Origin of the sequence: Leifsonia sp. CL147 (assembly GCF_900114565.1) — a bacterium.
Lineage (GTDB): Bacteria > Actinomycetota > Actinomycetes > Actinomycetales > Microbacteriaceae > Leifsonia.
On record NZ_FOTM01000003.1, the window covers coordinates 140,514 to 157,286 of the forward strand.

General features: G+C 68.7%; 14 protein-coding genes. 7 read left to right on the plus strand and 7 right to left on the minus strand.

The genetic code is table 11. The annotated features are described in order from the left end of the window. Nucleotides 1-223: 223 nt before the first annotated feature. Genes BM287_RS04315 through BM287_RS04325 form a run of 3 tightly spaced genes read right to left on the minus strand, consistent with a single transcriptional unit; the run spans nt 224 to nt 3,098 of the window. Nucleotides 224-778, minus strand: coding sequence for a hypothetical protein (locus BM287_RS04315; protein WP_090036325.1), 555 nt, complete (start codon nt 776-778; stop codon nt 224-226). Continuing rightward, complete coding sequence (locus BM287_RS04320; protein ID WP_170857426.1) at nt 779-2,755, minus strand: alpha/beta hydrolase; 1,977 nt, start codon at nt 2,753-2,755, stop codon at nt 779-781. It abuts the gene before it with no gap. A 52-nt stretch (nt 2,756-2,807) separates the two neighbouring features. Beyond that, entirely contained in the window at nt 2,808-3,098 is a 291-nt protein-coding gene (locus BM287_RS04325; protein WP_090036330.1) for a WXG100 family type VII secretion target, read from the minus strand. A 141-nt stretch (nt 3,099-3,239) separates the two neighbouring features. On the opposite strand from BM287_RS04325, the gene BM287_RS04330 reads away from it, so the two are divergent. From BM287_RS04330 to BM287_RS04340, 3 genes are all read left to right on the plus strand, one after another. Continuing rightward, entirely contained in the window at nt 3,240-5,846 is a 2,607-nt protein-coding gene (locus BM287_RS04330; protein WP_090036332.1) for a DEAD/DEAH box helicase, read from the plus strand. A gap of 154 nt (nt 5,847-6,000) precedes the next feature. After that, nucleotides 6,001-7,215 carry an inorganic phosphate transporter gene (locus BM287_RS04335; protein WP_090036334.1) on the plus strand — a complete coding sequence of 405 codons (1,215 nt, stop codon included), beginning with the start codon at nt 6,001-6,003 and terminating at the stop codon, nt 7,213-7,215. Beyond that, complete coding sequence (locus tag BM287_RS04340) at nt 7,212-7,544, plus strand: peptidase (protein ID WP_090036336.1); 333 nt, start codon at nt 7,212-7,214, stop codon at nt 7,542-7,544. The genes BM287_RS04335 and BM287_RS04340 overlap by 4 nt, the downstream gene beginning before the upstream one ends. A 14-nt stretch (nt 7,545-7,558) precedes the next feature. Here the strand turns inward: BM287_RS04340 and BM287_RS04345 are convergent, their stop codons facing one another. Beyond that, complete coding sequence (locus BM287_RS04345; RefSeq protein WP_090036337.1) at nt 7,559-8,836, minus strand: uracil-xanthine permease family protein; 1,278 nt, start codon at nt 8,834-8,836, stop codon at nt 7,559-7,561. Between BM287_RS04345 and BM287_RS04350 the strand changes: the two genes are divergently transcribed. The 4 genes from BM287_RS04350 to BM287_RS04365 all read left to right on the plus strand — a co-directional run bounded on the left by BM287_RS04350 (nt 8,835) and on the right by BM287_RS04365 (nt 14,303). Beyond that, on the plus strand, nt 8,835-10,397 hold the full coding sequence (locus BM287_RS04350) for an NCS2 family permease (RefSeq protein WP_244527874.1): 1,563 nt from the start codon (nt 8,835-8,837) through the stop codon (nt 10,395-10,397). The genes BM287_RS04345 and BM287_RS04350 overlap by 2 nt on opposite strands. Nucleotides 10,398-10,431: 34 nt before the next feature. Then, nucleotides 10,432-11,115: a tRNA (guanosine(46)-N7)-methyltransferase TrmB gene (gene trmB / locus BM287_RS04355; protein WP_090036341.1), complete on the plus strand. Its 684-nt coding sequence runs from the start codon at nt 10,432-10,434 to the stop codon at nt 11,113-11,115. A 96-nt stretch (nt 11,116-11,211) separates the two neighbouring features. Further along, nucleotides 11,212-12,594, plus strand: coding sequence for an aldehyde dehydrogenase family protein (locus BM287_RS04360; protein WP_090036343.1), 1,383 nt, complete (start codon nt 11,212-11,214; stop codon nt 12,592-12,594). Between the two features lie 218 nt (nt 12,595-12,812). After that, a complete protein-coding gene (locus BM287_RS04365; protein WP_170857433.1) occupies nt 12,813-14,303 on the plus strand; it encodes an aspartate ammonia-lyase in 1,491 nt (496 codons plus the stop codon). Nucleotides 14,304-14,601: 298 nt separating this feature from the next. Here BM287_RS04365 and BM287_RS04370 read toward each other — a convergent pair whose 3' ends face one another. The 3 genes from BM287_RS04370 to BM287_RS04380 all read right to left on the minus strand — a co-directional run bounded on the left by BM287_RS04370 (nt 14,602) and on the right by BM287_RS04380 (nt 16,739). Beyond that, a complete protein-coding gene (locus BM287_RS04370; RefSeq protein ID WP_090036347.1) occupies nt 14,602-14,814 on the minus strand; it encodes a hypothetical protein in 213 nt (70 codons plus the stop codon). A gap of 79 nt (nt 14,815-14,893) precedes the next feature. Further along, nucleotides 14,894-15,826, minus strand: a complete 933-nt coding sequence (locus tag BM287_RS04375) for an alpha/beta fold hydrolase (RefSeq protein ID WP_090036351.1) — start codon at nt 15,824-15,826, stop codon at nt 14,894-14,896. Nucleotides 15,827-15,863: 37 nt separating this feature from the next. Then, entirely contained in the window at nt 15,864-16,739 is an 876-nt protein-coding gene (locus tag BM287_RS04380; RefSeq protein WP_090036353.1) for a fumarylacetoacetate hydrolase family protein, read from the minus strand. Nucleotides 16,740-16,773 lie beyond the last annotated feature (34 nt).

Here is a 16,773-nt window from a genome sequence, read left to right on the forward strand (position 1 = left end):
GGGGTAAACCTAAGCCGAATGTCTTCGAGAACGGTGATCATTGCGGTCAATGCGGCCGGGCCGGGTGATGTCTGCCGAGGGATGAGCCGCTGTTGCGTGGTCAGTCCTCTTGCGTGCATTCGCTGTCCACCCCCAGTAGCTGCGCACCTTCTCGCTCAGGGACGCCGGATCGAACTCCGTCGAGGGGTCCGCGCGTCGCCTTCACGTTCACCGTGTTACGCAATCAGTCCCATTTCCCGCATTCGCTGTAGGCGGAGATGCCCAACACTTCGGTGCTCGCGAAGAACGAAAGGCCGGCCTTGCGCGGCAGGTCGACGATGATCGAGTGACCTTTCGTGACGTCTTGGGACGGGGGGCCGATCTGACGGATGGTGTAGCCGAGCTTTTCCCAGTAGGCGCGCACCTTCGCCACCGGCGGATACGGATCGATGGGACTTCCCGGGGCCGCGTCCTGCCACACTGTGATCGAATACTGTTCGGAGGTGGCGGGCATATCACATGCTTGGAGGGCCCACCCAGCGCGGTTGATGGGGTCGAAGACCCTCGGTGGCACCCCGTCGTCCAGCCATTCGCCGCCCATGAGCTGGACCAGGTCGTTGACTTGTTCGAGGGTGTCGTCGAGCAGTTGGTCCTGGGTCTTGGTGGATAGTCCGTTGGGCGGTGACAGGACGTCATCTCCGGGGTTGGTCATGGTTCCTCCTGGGTAGAAACAGCCGGTCATCACGATGAGCGCCGCAATCATGATGAGGGCGGCACGAATGCTGCGGGTGGGGGTCATCTACTTCTTGCCTGCTCCGGGCTTGCTGGCGCCGCCGTTGATCTTGCCGTCCAGGCCCAGAGCTGCTGCGGCAGCGTTGTGAAGGGCTTCTGTGTCCTTGTCGAGGTAACCGTGTCCTTTGCTCGCGTGGTCATCCATCGGGTTGAACCAATTACCGGTGTCATTCCCGTGCCCGATGACATCATGCCCGTCGACAGGTTGAAGCTTGTGGGCCGGATCGCCCTCGGAGGAGAACCCCCGTGCACCGAAGTCGCGGTCTCTCGGGTCCAGCCGTCCGGAGATGCCCCGGCCGGTGTCCGCCCAATGGTCCTGTGAGGACTGGCTGGCATAGACGTGTTGGCCGCCACCGTCTACGTGCAGGGACTTCACGTTGTGGAGGTCCTGCTCGACCCCAGCGGAAGCCAGCAGCACGACCGACTGCACGTTGTGGGCCAGGTCACTGACTGCATTACCGATCACCGTGGTGCCATAGGAGTGGCCCATCACTGAGGTAAACGGTGTGGGGTTATCACCCAGGATGGAGTCTGCGGCCCACTGCCCATCCAGCTCCCGCGACAACCGGGCGGCTCCCGCGCGTGCCCGGTCGCCCTGCCCCACGCTGTCATTCCCGGGCGGTTCGTACCCGATCCACGCCACCACCATGTGCGCAACACCGCGCTCGAGCCCCTGCTGCTCCTTGTAGACATCGAGCGTGACACCCGCCCAGCCTTCAAGCCGTCCGGGTTCGCCGAGTTTGCTGTTCATCCCGGGGACCATCCAGGTGACTTTCCCGGACTTCTCGGCGTTGGTGTCTCCGATCGCGACCGCGGCCAGGGGTGGGTCGTGGCGGAGGTTGTAGGAGAGCAGTCCACGCGGTGGCTTCTGCGCTTTGGCGAGTTTCTCGTAGTCGAGGGCGGTGCCGCCCTCGATCTTGTGGATGCCGAGCGCCTTGAGGATGTCGGTGAGGGTCTTGCCCTGGGCGGAGGTGGGACTGATGGTGGAGTCGTTCAGGTCGCGCTGCAGCTGGATCGCGTTGGCGTGGATGCGGGTGTCCGCGTCGAGGCCAGGCAGGTTGCCGATGACCGCCGGCGCGGACTGGCACCACTGTTCGCGGAGCTCGGGGGAGAGGTTCTTCCACCAGGTCGCCGCGGTCTCTGCCCGAGGCGGCTTGTCCCACAACTTCTGGACCAGCTGCGGGTCTCGGGCGAGCATCCTCGACAGCTCGCGCGGGGTCAAGGTCAGCAGGCCCATCTCGGCCGGGGCCGGGACAGAAGAGGTCGCAGCCGCAGTGACCGTGGAGGTGGTGGGTGGGCCGACGCGCGCGAAGGCGCTGACCGTTGTGACGAAATCGCTCAGCTCGCCCGGTGCCACCGCCGGCATCGCACCGTGCAGGGTGGCCTCCAGCGCACGGACGAAGACCGTTTCGTCCGCGTCGTACTGCTCCTCTGCGTCGCGCGCCGCGATTCTGGCCCGCTCCAGACGCTCCTGCGCATCCTCGAGCCGGCTCTGCGCGAAGCGGAGCTCGAGGTTCGCGTCATCGGCGTGGCGGCGCGCCGCCGCGACGTCCGAACCGGTGGGAACGTGCGTGCCCGGGGGCGGCGGGGTGGCGGCGTACTGCTTCTGCGTCCTCTCCAGCAGCGCCAGCGCCGCCAGCACAGCGGCGTGTTCGGCGGACAGGGCGCTCAGCGAGGCCTCGGCGCTTGCGATGTCCTCCAGCGCCTCCTCGGCCGCCTGCAACGCCGCATCGGCTGCACCCTGACTGCCCCACATCGCCGAGGCCCACCTGTGCGACGCATCGCGGGCCTCCGAGAACCGTTTCGACGTCGCCCGGCACGCCAGGCTCACCGAACCCAACCGCTCGCCGAAGACAGTCGCCGCCTCCCCGGACCAATACGGTTCACCGACTCGTTCCACCACCTCAGCGAGCCGGTCCGCACGGTGCCACAACCACTCCGCCACCGAGTTGAACTCCTGAGACCGCCAACCGACGGCGTCCACGTCTCCCGGTGTCGGGTCATCGTCCAACCCGACCGGCGACCAATCCGTCGATTCAGACCGCACGAAGCGCACCCCCGGCGAAACCCTCGGCACTCTTCGCATCACGCTGCTCATACACATCAGCCGCGGTGCCCAGCGCCTCGCTCAACGCGTCGATGCTCTCCGTCATCGTCGCAAGGGCCGGATGCCAGTACCCGTCGAACTGCTCGAAGGCACCCGTCGACCGGCGGGCGCCGAGACGGCCCGCGACAGGAGAGGACCTCCTGCGCTCCGCGTTCGCTTCGTGCAGCGACTGCGCGTTCGCCCGCAACTGCTCGGTATCGACTTCGACCTTTGTGCCCACTGCTCTCCACCACGTCTCGGAAGGAATCCATCGGCGCCGGAGCGGGAGCTCACAGTGCGTCTACCCTCGAAGACGTGACACCGGGCGGTTCATGACGGGCGTCCATGGCACGGACCCCGGCTGTGACAGGCTGGGGGCATCATGTCCGACACCACCACGTCCACCGCCCGACGCCTGCGCCTGGAGGACATCCCCGGCTGGACGGGCCCGGGCTCGGTGTCGGAGGACGCCGTCTACGACACGTTCGTCGAGTGGGTGGAGGCGGGCGGCATCCGGCTGTACCCGGCACAGGACGAGTCGGTGATCGAGGTCGTCGGCGGAGCGAACGTCATCCTGAGCACGCCCACCGGGACGGGGAAGTCGCTGGTCGCCGTCGGCGCGCACTTCGCAGCGCTGGCCCGCGGGGAGCGCACGTACTACACGGCGCCGATCAAGGCACTGGTCTCCGAGAAGTTCTTCGCGCTGGTCGAGATCTTCGGTGCCGAGAACGTCGGCATGACCACCGGCGACTCCTCCGTCAACGCCGACGCGCCGATCATGTGCGCGACCGCGGAGATCCTCGCCAACCTCGCGCTGCGCCACGGAGACGAGACGCCGGTGGGGCAGGCCGTCATGGACGAGTTCCACTTCTACTCCGACCCCGAACGCGGCTGGGCCTGGCAGGTGCCCCTCCTCACGCTGCCGCGCACGCAGTTCGTGCTCATGTCCGCCACGCTGGGGGACGTCACGGCGCTCGCCGCCGACCTGGAGCGCCGCACAGGGCGCGCCACGGCGACGGTGACCGGCGTCGAACGTCCCGTTCCGCTGCACTACTACTACGAAGTCACCCCGGTGCACGAGACGATCGAGGACCTCCTGAGCACCGGTCAGGCGCCTGTCTACGTCGTGCACTTCTCGCAGCTGGCGGCGCTGGAGCGGGCCCAGTCGCTGTCGAGCGCCAAGATCGCCAGCCGGGAGCAGCGGGATGCGATCGCCGCGGCCATCGGCGAGTTCCGGTTCACGACGAGTTTCGGCAAGACGCTCTCGCGGCTGCTGCGCCAGGGCATCGGCGTGCACCACGCGGGGATGCTGCCCAAGTACCGGCGTCTGGTCGAGCAACTGGCCCAGCGCGGGATGCTGCGGGTCATCTGCGGGACCGACACCTTGGGCGTCGGCATCAACGTCCCCATCCGGACCGTGCTCCTGACCGCCCTCACGAAGTTCGACGGGACACGGATGCGGCAGCTCAACGCCCGCGAGTTCCACCAGATCGCCGGCCGGGCCGGGCGCGCCGGCTACGACACGGCCGGAACGGTCGTCGCGCAGGCTCCCGAGCACGAGTCCGAGAACCTGAAGGCCATCGAGAAGGCCGGAGACGACCCCAAGAAGCGCCGCAAGATCGTACGGAAGAAGGCACCGGAAGGCTTCGTCTCCTGGGGCGAGCCGTCCTTCCGCCGGCTCGTCGAGGCCGAGTCGGAGACGCTCACCTCCTCGATGCAGATCACCAGCGCGATGCTCATCAACGTGATCGGGCGCGGCGGCGACGTCTTCCGGCATGTGCGCGACCTCGTCTTCGACAACCACGAACCCCGGAAGCGGCAACTCGCCCTCGCCCGGCGCGCGATCGAGCTGTACCGGTCGCTGCTCACCGCCGGCGTCGTGGAGGCGGTCCGCGAGGGAGACGAGGTGCGGATCCGGCTGACGGTCGACCTCCAGCCCAACTTCGCCCTCAACCAGCCGCTGTCGCCGTTCGCGCTCGCCGCCTTCGAGCTGTTCGACGCCGAGTCGCCGGTGTTCGCCCTCGACATCGTCTCGGTCGTCGAAGCGACCCTCGACGACCCCCGGCCGGTGCTCTCGGCGCAGCAGTTCAACGCGCGCGGCGAGGCCATCGCCGCGATGAAGGCGGACGGCGTGGAGTACGAGGAGCGGATGGAGGCGCTCGAGGAGGTCACGCATCCGAAACCCCACGACGTGCTGCTGCACGAGGCGTTCGCCACCTACGCGTCCAGCCAGCCCTGGGTCGCCGATTTCGAGCTGAGTCCCAAGTCGGTCGTGCGCGACCTGTACGAGCGGGCCATGACGTTCGGCGAGTTCATCGCGTTCTACAAGCTCGCGCGCTCGGAGGGCGTGGTCCTGCGCTACCTGTCCGACGCGTACCGGGCGCTCAACCAGACCGTTCCGCTCGATCTCCGCACCGAAGAACTGCGCGACATCATCGAGTGGCTGGGCGAGCTGGTCCGGCAGGTCGACTCCAGCCTGCTCGACGAGTGGGAGGAGCTGGTCCATCCGGATCTCGCCCGGCACGCCGCAGAGACGGCGGAGCTCAGCCCCCCGGCGCCTCGCAACGTCACCACCAACCGCCGTGCGTTCTTCGTGCTGGTGCGCAACGAGCTGTTCCGCCGCATCCAACTGGCCGCGCTCGACCGCGTCGCCGACCTCGGGATGCTGGAGGCGGAGGCGGCGGCGCTGGCTGCCGCCGAGGGGCCGGGTGCCGCGGCGCCCGCGTTCACCGAAGCACAGTGGGATGCGGCCCTCGAGGCGTACTACGCCGAGCACGACGAGATCCTCACCGATGCGTCCGCGCGGTCCGCCGCCATGCTCCTCGTCGACGAGAAACCAGACGGGCAGGAAGGCCTCTGGCGGGTGCGCCAGATCATCGCAGACCCCGAGGGCGATCACGATTGGGGGATAACGGCCGATGTCTTTCTCGAAGACTCGGCACGTGAGAGTGTCGCCGTGGTGAGAGTCGTCTCCGTCGGCCCGCTCTGATCCGTCGGCAGCCCGGGTTTGACCTCGCCAGGAGGTCGTGCGAGCATCGGATCGGCGTTCAAACGGCGCCAGGCAATGTGCATGAACTTCCGATGAATCCCTCGCGAGGGACGGCATCCGACAACGAGGCAGCGTCAACGCGGGAAAGGGAACGGTGGACCTCACCCTCATCGTCGTGCTGGTCATCGCGCTGGCGCTCTTCTTCGACTTCACGAACGGCTTCCACGACACGGCCAACGCGATGGCGACCCCCATCGCGACCGGGGCGATGCGGCCCCGCGTGGCCGTCGCGCTCGCCGCAGTGCTCAACCTGATCGGCGCCTTCCTGTCGACGGAGGTCGCCAAGACGATCTCGGGCGGAATCATCCGGGAGGGAAGCGGCGGTGTGCAGATCACGCCGGTCCTGATCTTCGCCGGGCTCGTCGGAGCCATCGTCTGGAACATGGTGACCTGGCTGTACGGACTCCCGTCGTCCTCCAGCCACGCCCTCTTCGGCGGGCTGATCGGCGCGGCCATCGTCGGCACCGGCCTCCAAGCCATCGACTTCATCGTGGTGCTCGACAAGGTCATCCTGCCGGCGCTCATCGCCCCGTTCACGGCCGGGGTGGTCGCCTGGGGCGCCACCAAGCTCGCGTACTGGATCACCCGGCGCTACGACGGCCGCCCGGACGGCCGCGGCGGCTTCCGGTACGGGCAGATCTTCTCGTCGTCGCTCGTTGCGCTCTCGCACGGCACCAACGACGCGCAGAAGACTATGGGCGTCATCACCCTCACCCTCATCGCCGCCGGGATCCAAGAGCCCGGCTCGGGCCCGCAGATCTGGGTCGTGGTCGCCTGCGCGATGGCCATCGCCTTGGGGACCTACTCCGGCGGCTGGCGCATCATCCGCACCCTCGGCCGCGGCCTCACCGAAATCAAGCCCGCGCAGGGCTTCGCCGCCGAGACCAGCACAGCCGCCACGATCCTCGCCTCCAGCCACCTGGGCTTCGCTCTCTCGACCACGCAGGTGGCCTCCGGGTCGGTGGTCGGGTCGGGCCTCGGCCGCCGTGGCTCCTCCGTGCGCTGGGGGACCGCCGGCCGAATCGGTCTCGGCTGGCTCCTCACGCTGCCGTCCGCGGCGATCGTGGGCGCGGCCGCGGGGCTGCTCGCGAACGTGGGACCGGTCGGCGTCGCCATCGACCTCGTGCTCGGCGTGGCCATCGTGGTCTACATCTTCTGGCGGGCGAGCCGCAATCGCGTCAGCAGCGCGAACGCGGTGGCACCGCTGCCGGTCCAGGGGAGGAGCGACGTCGCTGCTTCCGGGAAGGTCGTCAAGATCGAGAAGGTGAAGCCGCTCAAGAGGCAGCGGCCGAAGAAGGAGTCCGCATGATCGACTGGGCCGCCTTCGTCGTCGTCTTCGCCGCTTCGCTCATCGGCGGGTGCGTGGTCGTGGCGCTCTACGCGCTCGGGACACGGCTGCTCGCCGTCGCCGGCCGGGCGCTGTTCGTGGAGCCGGTCGAGTTCACCGACGCGATCACCGTGCTGACGCCCGAGAAGGCCGCGAAGCTGCAGCGCAAGGCGGAGAAGGCGCAGCGGAAGAACCCGCTGAGCGCCGGTCAGAAGCGGCTGGCTCTCGCCGCCGCCTGCGTCTGCTTCACCCTGTGCGGCCTCGCGGTGCTCTATGGGCTCTACCTGATCATCCCGTTCTTCCACCAGTAGGCGGGCGCTTCGGCTCAGTCGGTCCCGCGGGCGCGGGAGACGGCCGCCATCACGTGGTAGACGACGATCGCGGCGATGGCGCCCAGTGCGATCCCGTTGAAGGTGAGCCGGCCCAGGTCGAGAGTGAAGTCCCCGATGCCGATGACGAGTGCGGTCGCGGCGGTGAACTGGTTCGTCGGCTTCGAGAAGTCGACCTTGTTGTCCAGCCAGATCTTGACGCCGATGACGCCGATCAGGCCGTAGAGCGCCGTCGTGACCCCGCCGAGCACGCCGGGAGGGATGGTGGCGATCACCGCTCCGACCTTCGGCGACAGGCCGAGCAGCACGGCCACGATGCCCGCGACCCAGTACGCCGCAGTCGAGTAGACGCGCGTCGCCGCCATCACACCGATGTTCTCGCCGTACGTCGTGGTGCCGGAGCCGCCGAAGAACCCGGCGATCGTGGTCGCGACGCCATCGGCGAGGAGCGCCCGTCCCGTCATCCGGTTGACGGACGGGTCGGTGAGCTGCGCGACGCCGCGGATGTGCCCGACGTTCTCCGCGATCAGCACGAGCACCACCGGCAGGAAAGCGGGCAGGATGCCCCACGTCGACGCCGGAGCTGTGAAGGGGTTCGCGGGCAGCGTGAACTGCGGGAGACCGATCCACGCGGCCTTCGCGACGTTGCTGAAGTCGACCTGGCCGGCGAGGACGGCGAAGACATAGCCGACGGCGACGCCGAGGAAGATGGACAGCCTCCCGAGCATTCCCCGGAAGAGCACCGTGCAGAGGATGACCGCGGCCAGCGTGACGAGAGCCGTCACCGGCGCCTTGGCGAAGTTCGCGCCGGCGGCCGGTGCGAGGTTGAACCCGATCAGGGCGACGATCGCTCCGGCCACCACCGGGGGCATCAGCGCGTCGATCCAGCGCGTCCCCGTCAGCACGACGATGAGGCCGACCAGGGCGAGGAGCACGCCGGTGACCACGATCCCGAAGAGAGCCGACGGCATCCCGTGCGCCTTCGTCGCCGCGATGATCGGCACGATGAACGCGAAGGACGACCCCAGGTAGCTCGGGAGCCGGTTTCCGGTGATCACGAGGAACAGCAGCGTCCCGACGCCTGAGAACAGCAGGGTGGTCGCCGGCGGGAATCCGGTCAGCAGCGGCACGAGGAAGGTGGCTCCGAACATCGCCACGACATGCTGGGCGCCGAGTCCGATGGTGCGCGGCCAGGTCAGCCGCTCACCGGGGAGCACGATCTCGTGCGCTCCCACCTTCGTGCCGTCGTTGTGCAGGGTCCAGGGCAGTGCCATGCGTGTCCTTCGTCAGGTGGGAGTCGGAATAGGCTGGTGCTGCGCAACTCGCGCATACTCGACCGACCTGAGTCTTCGCCGGGCACCGCCCACCGATCCTACGGGAGTCACCATTTCCGCTACGACCAGCGCGCCCACGAGAACCACGGGGCGCTTCGACCGCTTCTTCGAGATCACCGCACGGGGCACCACCTGGGGCACCGAGGTGCGCGGCGGCGTCCTCACGTTCGTCACGATGGCCTACATCGTCATCCTCAACCCGCTCATCCTGGGCGGGACGAAGGATGTGCTGGGCCATACGCTCGGCACCTCGCAGGTCGCCGCCGTGACGGCCCTGAGCGCCGGCGTGATGACCGTGCTGTTCGGCCTGGTCGCGCGACTGCCGTTCGCGTTCGCCGCGGGACTGGGGATCAACTCGTTCCTGGCCGTCAACGTGGTGAAGATCCTGAGCTGGCAGGAGGCGATGGGCCTCGTCGTCATCAACGGGATCATCATCGTGCTGCTGTCCGCCACCGGGCTCCGCAAGCTGATCTTCAACGCCGTGCCGGCACCACTGAAGACGGCGATCACCGTCGGCATCGGTCTGTTCATCGCGTTCATCGGACTGGTCGACAGCGGATTCGTGCGCACGACCGGTTTCTCGTCTCCTCCTGTGCAGCTGGGCGACGCCGGATCCATCGCCACCCTGCCGACGATCACCTTCCTGATCGCCCTGGCGATCATGGGCGTGCTGATGGCGCGCAAGGTCAAGGGCGCGCTGCTCATCGGCATCGTCGCGGCGACGGTGGTCGCGATCATCGCCGAGGCGATCTGGCACGTCGGACCGTCGATGGGCAAGAACCCCGCCGGATGGAATCTCACCGTCCCGCAGCTGCCCACCTCGCTCGTTTCCCTGCCCGATCTGAGCCTCGTGGGCCACGTCGACCTGTTCGGCGCCTTCGGCCGCATCGGCGCCCTGGCCGCGACCATGCTCATCTTCACGCTCGTCTTCACCAACTTCTTCGACGCCATGGGCTCGATGACCGGCCTGGCGCGCAGTGCCGGCCTGGCGAACGAGGACGGCACCTTCCCGCGTCTGCAGTCCGCGCTGATCGTGGAGGGTGTCGGCGCGATCGTCGGCGGTGGCACCTCCTCCTCGTCCAACACGGTGTTCATCGAGTCGGCGTCGGGGATCGGCGAGGGAGCCAAGACCGGCTTCGCCAGCGTGGTCACCGGCGCGCTGTTCCTGCTCGCCATGTTCTTCACCCCGCTCACCCAGGTCGTGCCGCTGGAGGTGGCTGCCGCGGCCCTGGTGATCGTCGGAGCCCTGATGGTCGTCCAGATCCGTCACATCGATCTGAGCGAGTTCTCGGTCGTGCTGCCGGTGTTCCTGACGATCATCGTGATGCCGCTCACCTACTCCATCGCCAACGGCATCGGTGCAGGCTTCATCAGCTGGGTGGTCATCCGCTCGCTCGCCGGGAAGGGCCGCCAGATCAGCCCGCTGCTGTGGGTGGTGGCGATCGGATTCCTGGTCTACTTCGCCCGCGGGCCGATCGAGGGCCTGCTCGGGCACATGTAGCAGCACCCTCCCTGGGCGCTGCGACAATGGAGGGATGGAACCGACCCCCGCCGTCCGCCCGCGCAGCTTCGTCGTCCGCGGCCGTAAGACCGAGGCGCAGCGCCGTGCGATCGACGACCTGTGGCCGGCCTTCGGCCTGGACTTCGACGGCTCGCCGCTCGACCTGGATGCGGTCTTCGGCCGCCGTGCGCCCCGGATCGTGGAGATCGGCTTCGGCAACGGCGAGAACCTGCTGACGCTCGCCGAACGGCATCCCGATCGCGACGTCCTCGGGATCGAGGTCCACGGCGCCGGTGTGGGCCGTGTGCTGGGCGCTATGCGGGATCGGGATGTGCGCAACATCCGCATCGTCCGGCACGACGCCGTGGAGGTGTTCGAGCACGGGCTCGCCCCCGGGACCATCGACGAGATCCTGATCTTCTTCCCCGACCCGTGGCCGAAGGCGCGGCACCACCGGCGGCGGATCGTCCAGCCGGAGTTCGCCCGGCTGCTCGTGCGCGCGCTCGCGCCGGAGGGCGTCCTGCGGCTGGCCACGGACTGGGAGCCGTACGCGGAGCACATGATCGAGGTGCTCGACGCGGAGCCGGGCCTCACCAACCTCGCCGGCGACGCCCGCTTCGTCCCGCGTCCCGACGATCGGCCCGTGACCAAGTTCGAACGGCGGGGCGAACGTCTCGGCCACGCGATCTTCGACCTCGCCTACCGCCCCACCCGCTGAGCGGCCGCTGCGGGGCCGCCGCCCGCCGAGCCGAGACCCGCCGAGCCGAGAGCGGGCCGTAGCGGATCGGCGCAGCCCCGTTCGTATGATGGGCGCATGACGCATGCGCGCACGGTCGAGGAGCTCCGGTCCGGCTTCGAGCGGGGGATCACCAAGCCGCTCGCGTGGCGGCTGGGGCAGCTGAAGGCACTGCGGCGGATGCTCACTGAGCGCTCCGCCGACTTCGAGGACGCCCTGCTGGCCGACCTCGCCAAGAACCCGACCGAGTCGCAGATCGCCGAGCTCGGCTTCGTCGTCGGCGAGATCGACCACACGCTGAAGCACCTCCGCCGCTGGCTGCGTCCCCGGCGGGTCCCGGTGCCCGGCGCCCTGCTCCCGGCCCGCGCCTCCACCATCCTGGAGCCGGTCGGCGTCGTGCTCGTCATCGCGCCGTGGAACTACCCCGTGCAGTTGCTGCTCGCACCGCTCGTCGGGGCACTCGCCGCCGGCGACGCCGTCGTGCTGAAGCCGAGCGAGCTGGCACCGGCGACGTCCGCGACGATGGCCCGCCTCATCCCGGAGTATCTGGATGCGCGAGCCGTCGCGGTCGTCGAGGGCGGGGTGGAGGACACCACCGCGCTCCTGAGCCAGCGCTTCGACCACATCTTCTACACGGGCAACGGCCGCGTCGGACGCATCGTGGCGGCCGCCGCCGTCGAGCACCTCACCCCGGTCACCCTGGAGCTCGGAGGCAAGTCGCCGGTCTACGTCGACGACACCGTCGACCTGGCAGCTGCGGCACGCCGCATCGCCTGGGGCAAGTTCATGAACGCCGGCCAGACCTGCGTCGCCCCGGACTACGTCCTCGCTGATCGCGGGGTCGTTCCGCGGCTCGCCGACGCCCTGCGCGACGCGGTGCATGAGCTCTACGGCGACGACCCCGAGCAGAGCCCCGACTACGGTCGCATCGTCAACGACCGTCAGTTCGACAGGCTGACCGGGATGCTGGGCTCGGGCACAGCGGCCGTCGGCGGCGACCACGACGCCGCGACCCGGTACCTCGCACCGACCGTGCTCGTCGACGTCGCCGCCGATGCGCCCGCGATGGCCGAGGAGATCTTCGGCCCGATCCTCCCCATCCTCCCGGTCGACGGGCTGGACGATGCCATCCGCGTCATCCGCGCCGGCGACAGGCCGCTCGCCCTGTACGTCTTCACCGCCAGCGCGAAGGCGCGCCGCCGCATCCTGACCGAGACGAGCTCGGGTGCCGTCGGCTTCGGCATCCCCGCCGCGCACCTCGCCGTGGCCGGCCTTCCCTTCGGCGGGGTGGGGGAGAGCGGATCGGGCGCCTATCACGGCGAGCGCTCCCTGCGGACGTTCAGCCACGAGAAGGCCGTGCTCAGCAAGCCCCTCGGCCCCGACGCGATGCAGTTGGTCTATCCGCCGTACACCGAGGCGAAGGACCGCTTCGCGCGCGGTCTGCTCCGGAAGCTCGGCTGATGGACACGACGTCCAGTGGACAGCCTGATCGTCATACGCGGCGTCCCAGGGGCGCCGAAGGGTCAGGAGTAGGCTCGTCCCTGCCGGAGGCCACGAACTCCCGGTCAGATATGCACGCCAACGCACGACGAGAGGCAACGGAGCCAACCGTGAACCCGATAGCGACAGTGAACGACTCGAAGACATCCCCCATCCCCGTCATCGACGCGTCGGAGAACGTGTCCGACGTCCCCACCGCGAGTCCCGACGGGCGACCCACCCGCACGGAGACCGACTCCCTCGGCAGTCGTGAGATCCCCGCCGACGCCTACTGGGGGGTCCACACCTCGCGTGCGCTGGAGAACTTCCCGATCGCCAAGCGGCCCATCTCCGTCTACCCGGACCTCATCGTCGCGCTCGCGAGCGTCAAGCAGGCGGCCGCCCGCGCCAACCTGGAGATCGGCGTGCTGGAGCAGCACAAAGCCGAACTCATCGACCGGGCCTGCCAGCTCATCATCGACGGCGGCTACCACGACCAGTTCGTCGTGGGAGTGATGCAGGGAGGCGCCGGCACCTCGACGAACATGAACGCCAACGAGGTGATCGCCAACCTCGCGCTCGAGCTCGACGGGCGCGAGAAGGGCGACTACGCCCACATGCACCCGATCGACGACGTCAACCGCAGCCAGAGCACGAACGACACCTACCCGACGGCCATCAAGATCGGCCTCACGTTCTCCCTCGCTCACCTCCTCGACGAGCTCGCACTCCTCCGCGACTCGTTCGCGCGCAAGGCCGAGGAGTTCCGCAACATCCTCAAGGTCGGGCGCACGCAGCTGCAGGATGCGGTGCCGATGACGCTCGGGCAGGAGTTCCACGGCTTCGCGACGACCCTGACCGAGGACCACGCCCGGCTCACCGAGACCAAGTGGCTGCTCGCCGAGGTCAACCTCGGCGCGACCGCCATCGGCACCGGGATCACGGCGGACCCGGGCTATGCGGCGTCGGTCGTGCGCCACCTCAACGCCATCACCGGCCTCAATCTGGAGACGGCTCCGGACCTGATCGAGTCGACCAGCGACGCCGGCGCGTTCATGTCCTTCTCCGGCTCCTTGAAGCGCAGCGCCATCAAGCTCTCGAAGATCTGCAACGACCTCCGCCTGCTCTCCTCCGGCCCGCAGGCCGGACTCGGCGAGATCAACCTCCCGCCGCGTCAGGCGGGCTCCAGCATCATGCCCGGCAAGGTCAACCCGGTCATCCCGGAGGTCGTCAACCAGGTCGCGTTCTCCGTCGCCGGGGCGGATGTCACGGTCACCATGGCGGCTGAGGGCGGCCAGCTCCAGCTCAACGCCTTCGAGCCGGTGATCGCCCACTCCCTGATGCAGAGCGTCACGTGGATGACGCAGGCGTTCCACACGCTGCGTGTGAACTGCGTCGAGGGAATCAGTGCCAACGAGGAACGTCTGGGCGCCATGGTCGGCTCCTCGGTCGGCGTCATCACGGCGCTGACGCCGCACATCGGCTACGCCGCGGCCGCCGCCCTCGCGAAGTCCGCCCTGCTGACCGGCCGTAACGTCGCCGATCTGGTGGTCGAGGCCAAACTGATGAGCCGCGACGAGGTCACCCGCCTGCTGTCGCCCGCCCGGCTCAGCGGCCTCGAGGTCATCACGACCGCGATTCCGGTCGTCGAGGCGGACGCCATTGCGAAGGCGCATGCCGAGCGCACGTGAGCCTTCGAAAATGAACATGTTTGGGAGCGCTCTCTAGGCAGAGCAAGTCGTCTACTGGCACTCTGGTAGGAGTCGTCGTGCCCGGCATGGCGATCAGGGCGCCGACGCCGTGACTCTCGCTGCTCCGGGCGTCGGCGCCCGTCGACGGAGCTCCCGCCTCCCAAAGTCTTCCGGACGGAAGCCGACGTGCCCGCACTCTACGGGAAAGCCCGTGGGCGCCGCGATCCCTTGCCCGGTGCGGCAGGAGAGCGTACTCTGCTCGTCCTGCAGCCCGGTGCCCTCGCGTTCAGGCGGGCCCTCACTGGAAGGGCGCCCACTCCTCGAGGTCGTACTCGAGTTCGATGCCCGAGTAGAGCCGCACGCGCCACACGCGGCTATCGCCTCCCACGAACTGGCCTCGCGCGGTCTCCATCGACCATTCGCCGTCCCCGACACGTTGCCATCGGATCATTCCCACGTGTTCTTGCAGGCGCGGCGCGTGCGGCGGGTGAATGAAGTCGTCCTCAGACATCGACGCATCCTCAACCTCCCTCGCTGCGGGGCCTAAAGTGCGCCCTGGGTGGACTACCGCGCTATCCCCCAAACGGGTGTCACGGGCGCGGTGCGCCGCCGTCCCGGGATCCGGCCTCGCGGAACAGCGCGATCATGTCCCGTCCGAGCTGGTGCGGCGCCGTCTCGCACGGGCTGTGCCCGGTCCGGTAGACAGCGAGTCGCGCGTTGAGGGCCTGGGCGTTCGCGGCATGAAGGTGCGTCGGCCAGAGATCGTGATCCCCGGTCGCCACCAGCACCGGGATGCCGGACGCCGCGACACGGTCGCGCACATCCGGCACGTGCTTCATCAGCCCGACGATGTCGTCGACGCTGGAGCGGCGGGTGAGGGCGAAACGGGAGCGCACGAAGGCGAGGCGGCTGTCGGACACCTTGTTCTTGTTCGTCGTGATGCCCCAGATCATCAGGGCGGCACCGCCGCGCGCAGTCACGAACCAGCTCAGCCAGCCGATGATGCGCACGCCGCGGAACGACTGCCCGGGCTCCGGTGGCGCCGTGAGCAGGGTCAGGGAGCGGAACAGCCCGGGATGCTCCACGAGCGCGAGCTCGGAAAGGATGCCTGCGAACGAATACCCGAGGACGTGCGCCGGGCCGCCCTTCTTCAGGAACGCAACGATGTCGGCGACCAGGAGTCCGTACGTGTAATGCCCGCCGGGAACCGGACCGGCGTCCGCCGACTCGTACTGCCCGGCCAGATCGAAGCTCTGCACGTAGTATCCGGCGGCGACGAGGATCGGAGCCAGCAGAAAGAAGTCCTCCTTGGACCCGGTCACTCCCGGGATGAGCACCACTCGTGGATCGGCCGGGTCGCCGAGCGAGGCGACGGCCAGTTCGCCGCTGGGTGCCCGGAATCGGGAGAACACCGTTCCGACGGGTGCGATGGACCAGTCGACGTCGGGCAGGGCGGCGTCGAGGCGCTCGGCCTCGTCATCGCCGCCCGTGACCGGACGCGTCTCTCCGATGGACACAGCAATAAGCTAACCCACCGCGGCGCGGTGCTGCAGAGCAGCGTCAGGTGACCCGGCAATACGTGGTGAGGTAGCCGATCCCGCCGATGGACACGGTGACGGTGGACCGGTCGCGCAGGAACACCGGCGGGGTGCGCGAGTAGCCCGCTCCGCCCGGGCTGCCCGTCGAGATGAGGGTGCCCGGCGGGATCGTCGCGGAGCGCGAGAGGAACTCGATCAGCTCGGCGACCGAGCGCACCATGTCGGCAGTGGACGCATCCTGGAGGATCGCGCCGTCGACGTTCGTCGTCAGCCACAGATCCTGAGGGTCGGCGATCTCGTCGGCCGTGACGACGACCGGGCCGGTCGGGGTGAAGCCGTCGAACGACTTGCAGCGCGACCACTGCGCCTCGGAGAACTGGAGGTCGCGCGCCGTGATGTCGTTGACGACGGTGTAGCCCCAGACGTAGTCGAGCGCATCGCGGACGGGGACGTTCCGGGCGGGCTTGCCGATGATGACGCCGAGCTCCGCTTCGTAGTCGACCTGCGTGGAGAGATCGGCGGGCCAGCTGGTGGTGCCCCCGTGGCCGGTGAGCGAGTTCGGCCACAGGTTGAAGACGGTCGCCGCCTTCTCGCTGCGCAGCTTCAGCTCGGACGCGTGAGCGGCGTAGTTGGCCCCGATGGCGATGACGTGCGGCGGTCGCAGCACAGCGGACGCGTGACGCAGCTCGTGCACAGGAGGCAGCTCGTGCGCCGAGGCTTCCGCCTCGGTGACGACGCCGCGGACCTCGGCGAGCCCCTCGTCACCCCGCTCGATCAGCTCCTGCAGGTCCTGCGGCGCGTCGCTCATCAGGTCGTCGAGGAAGAGTGCCCCGTCTCCGATGACGGCGGCCAGGCGGGGCCGGGAATCCGCGGCATTGCTGAGGTGCGAGAATCTCACCGGTCCAGGCTATCGGGCCGAGGCACCTCCGCCA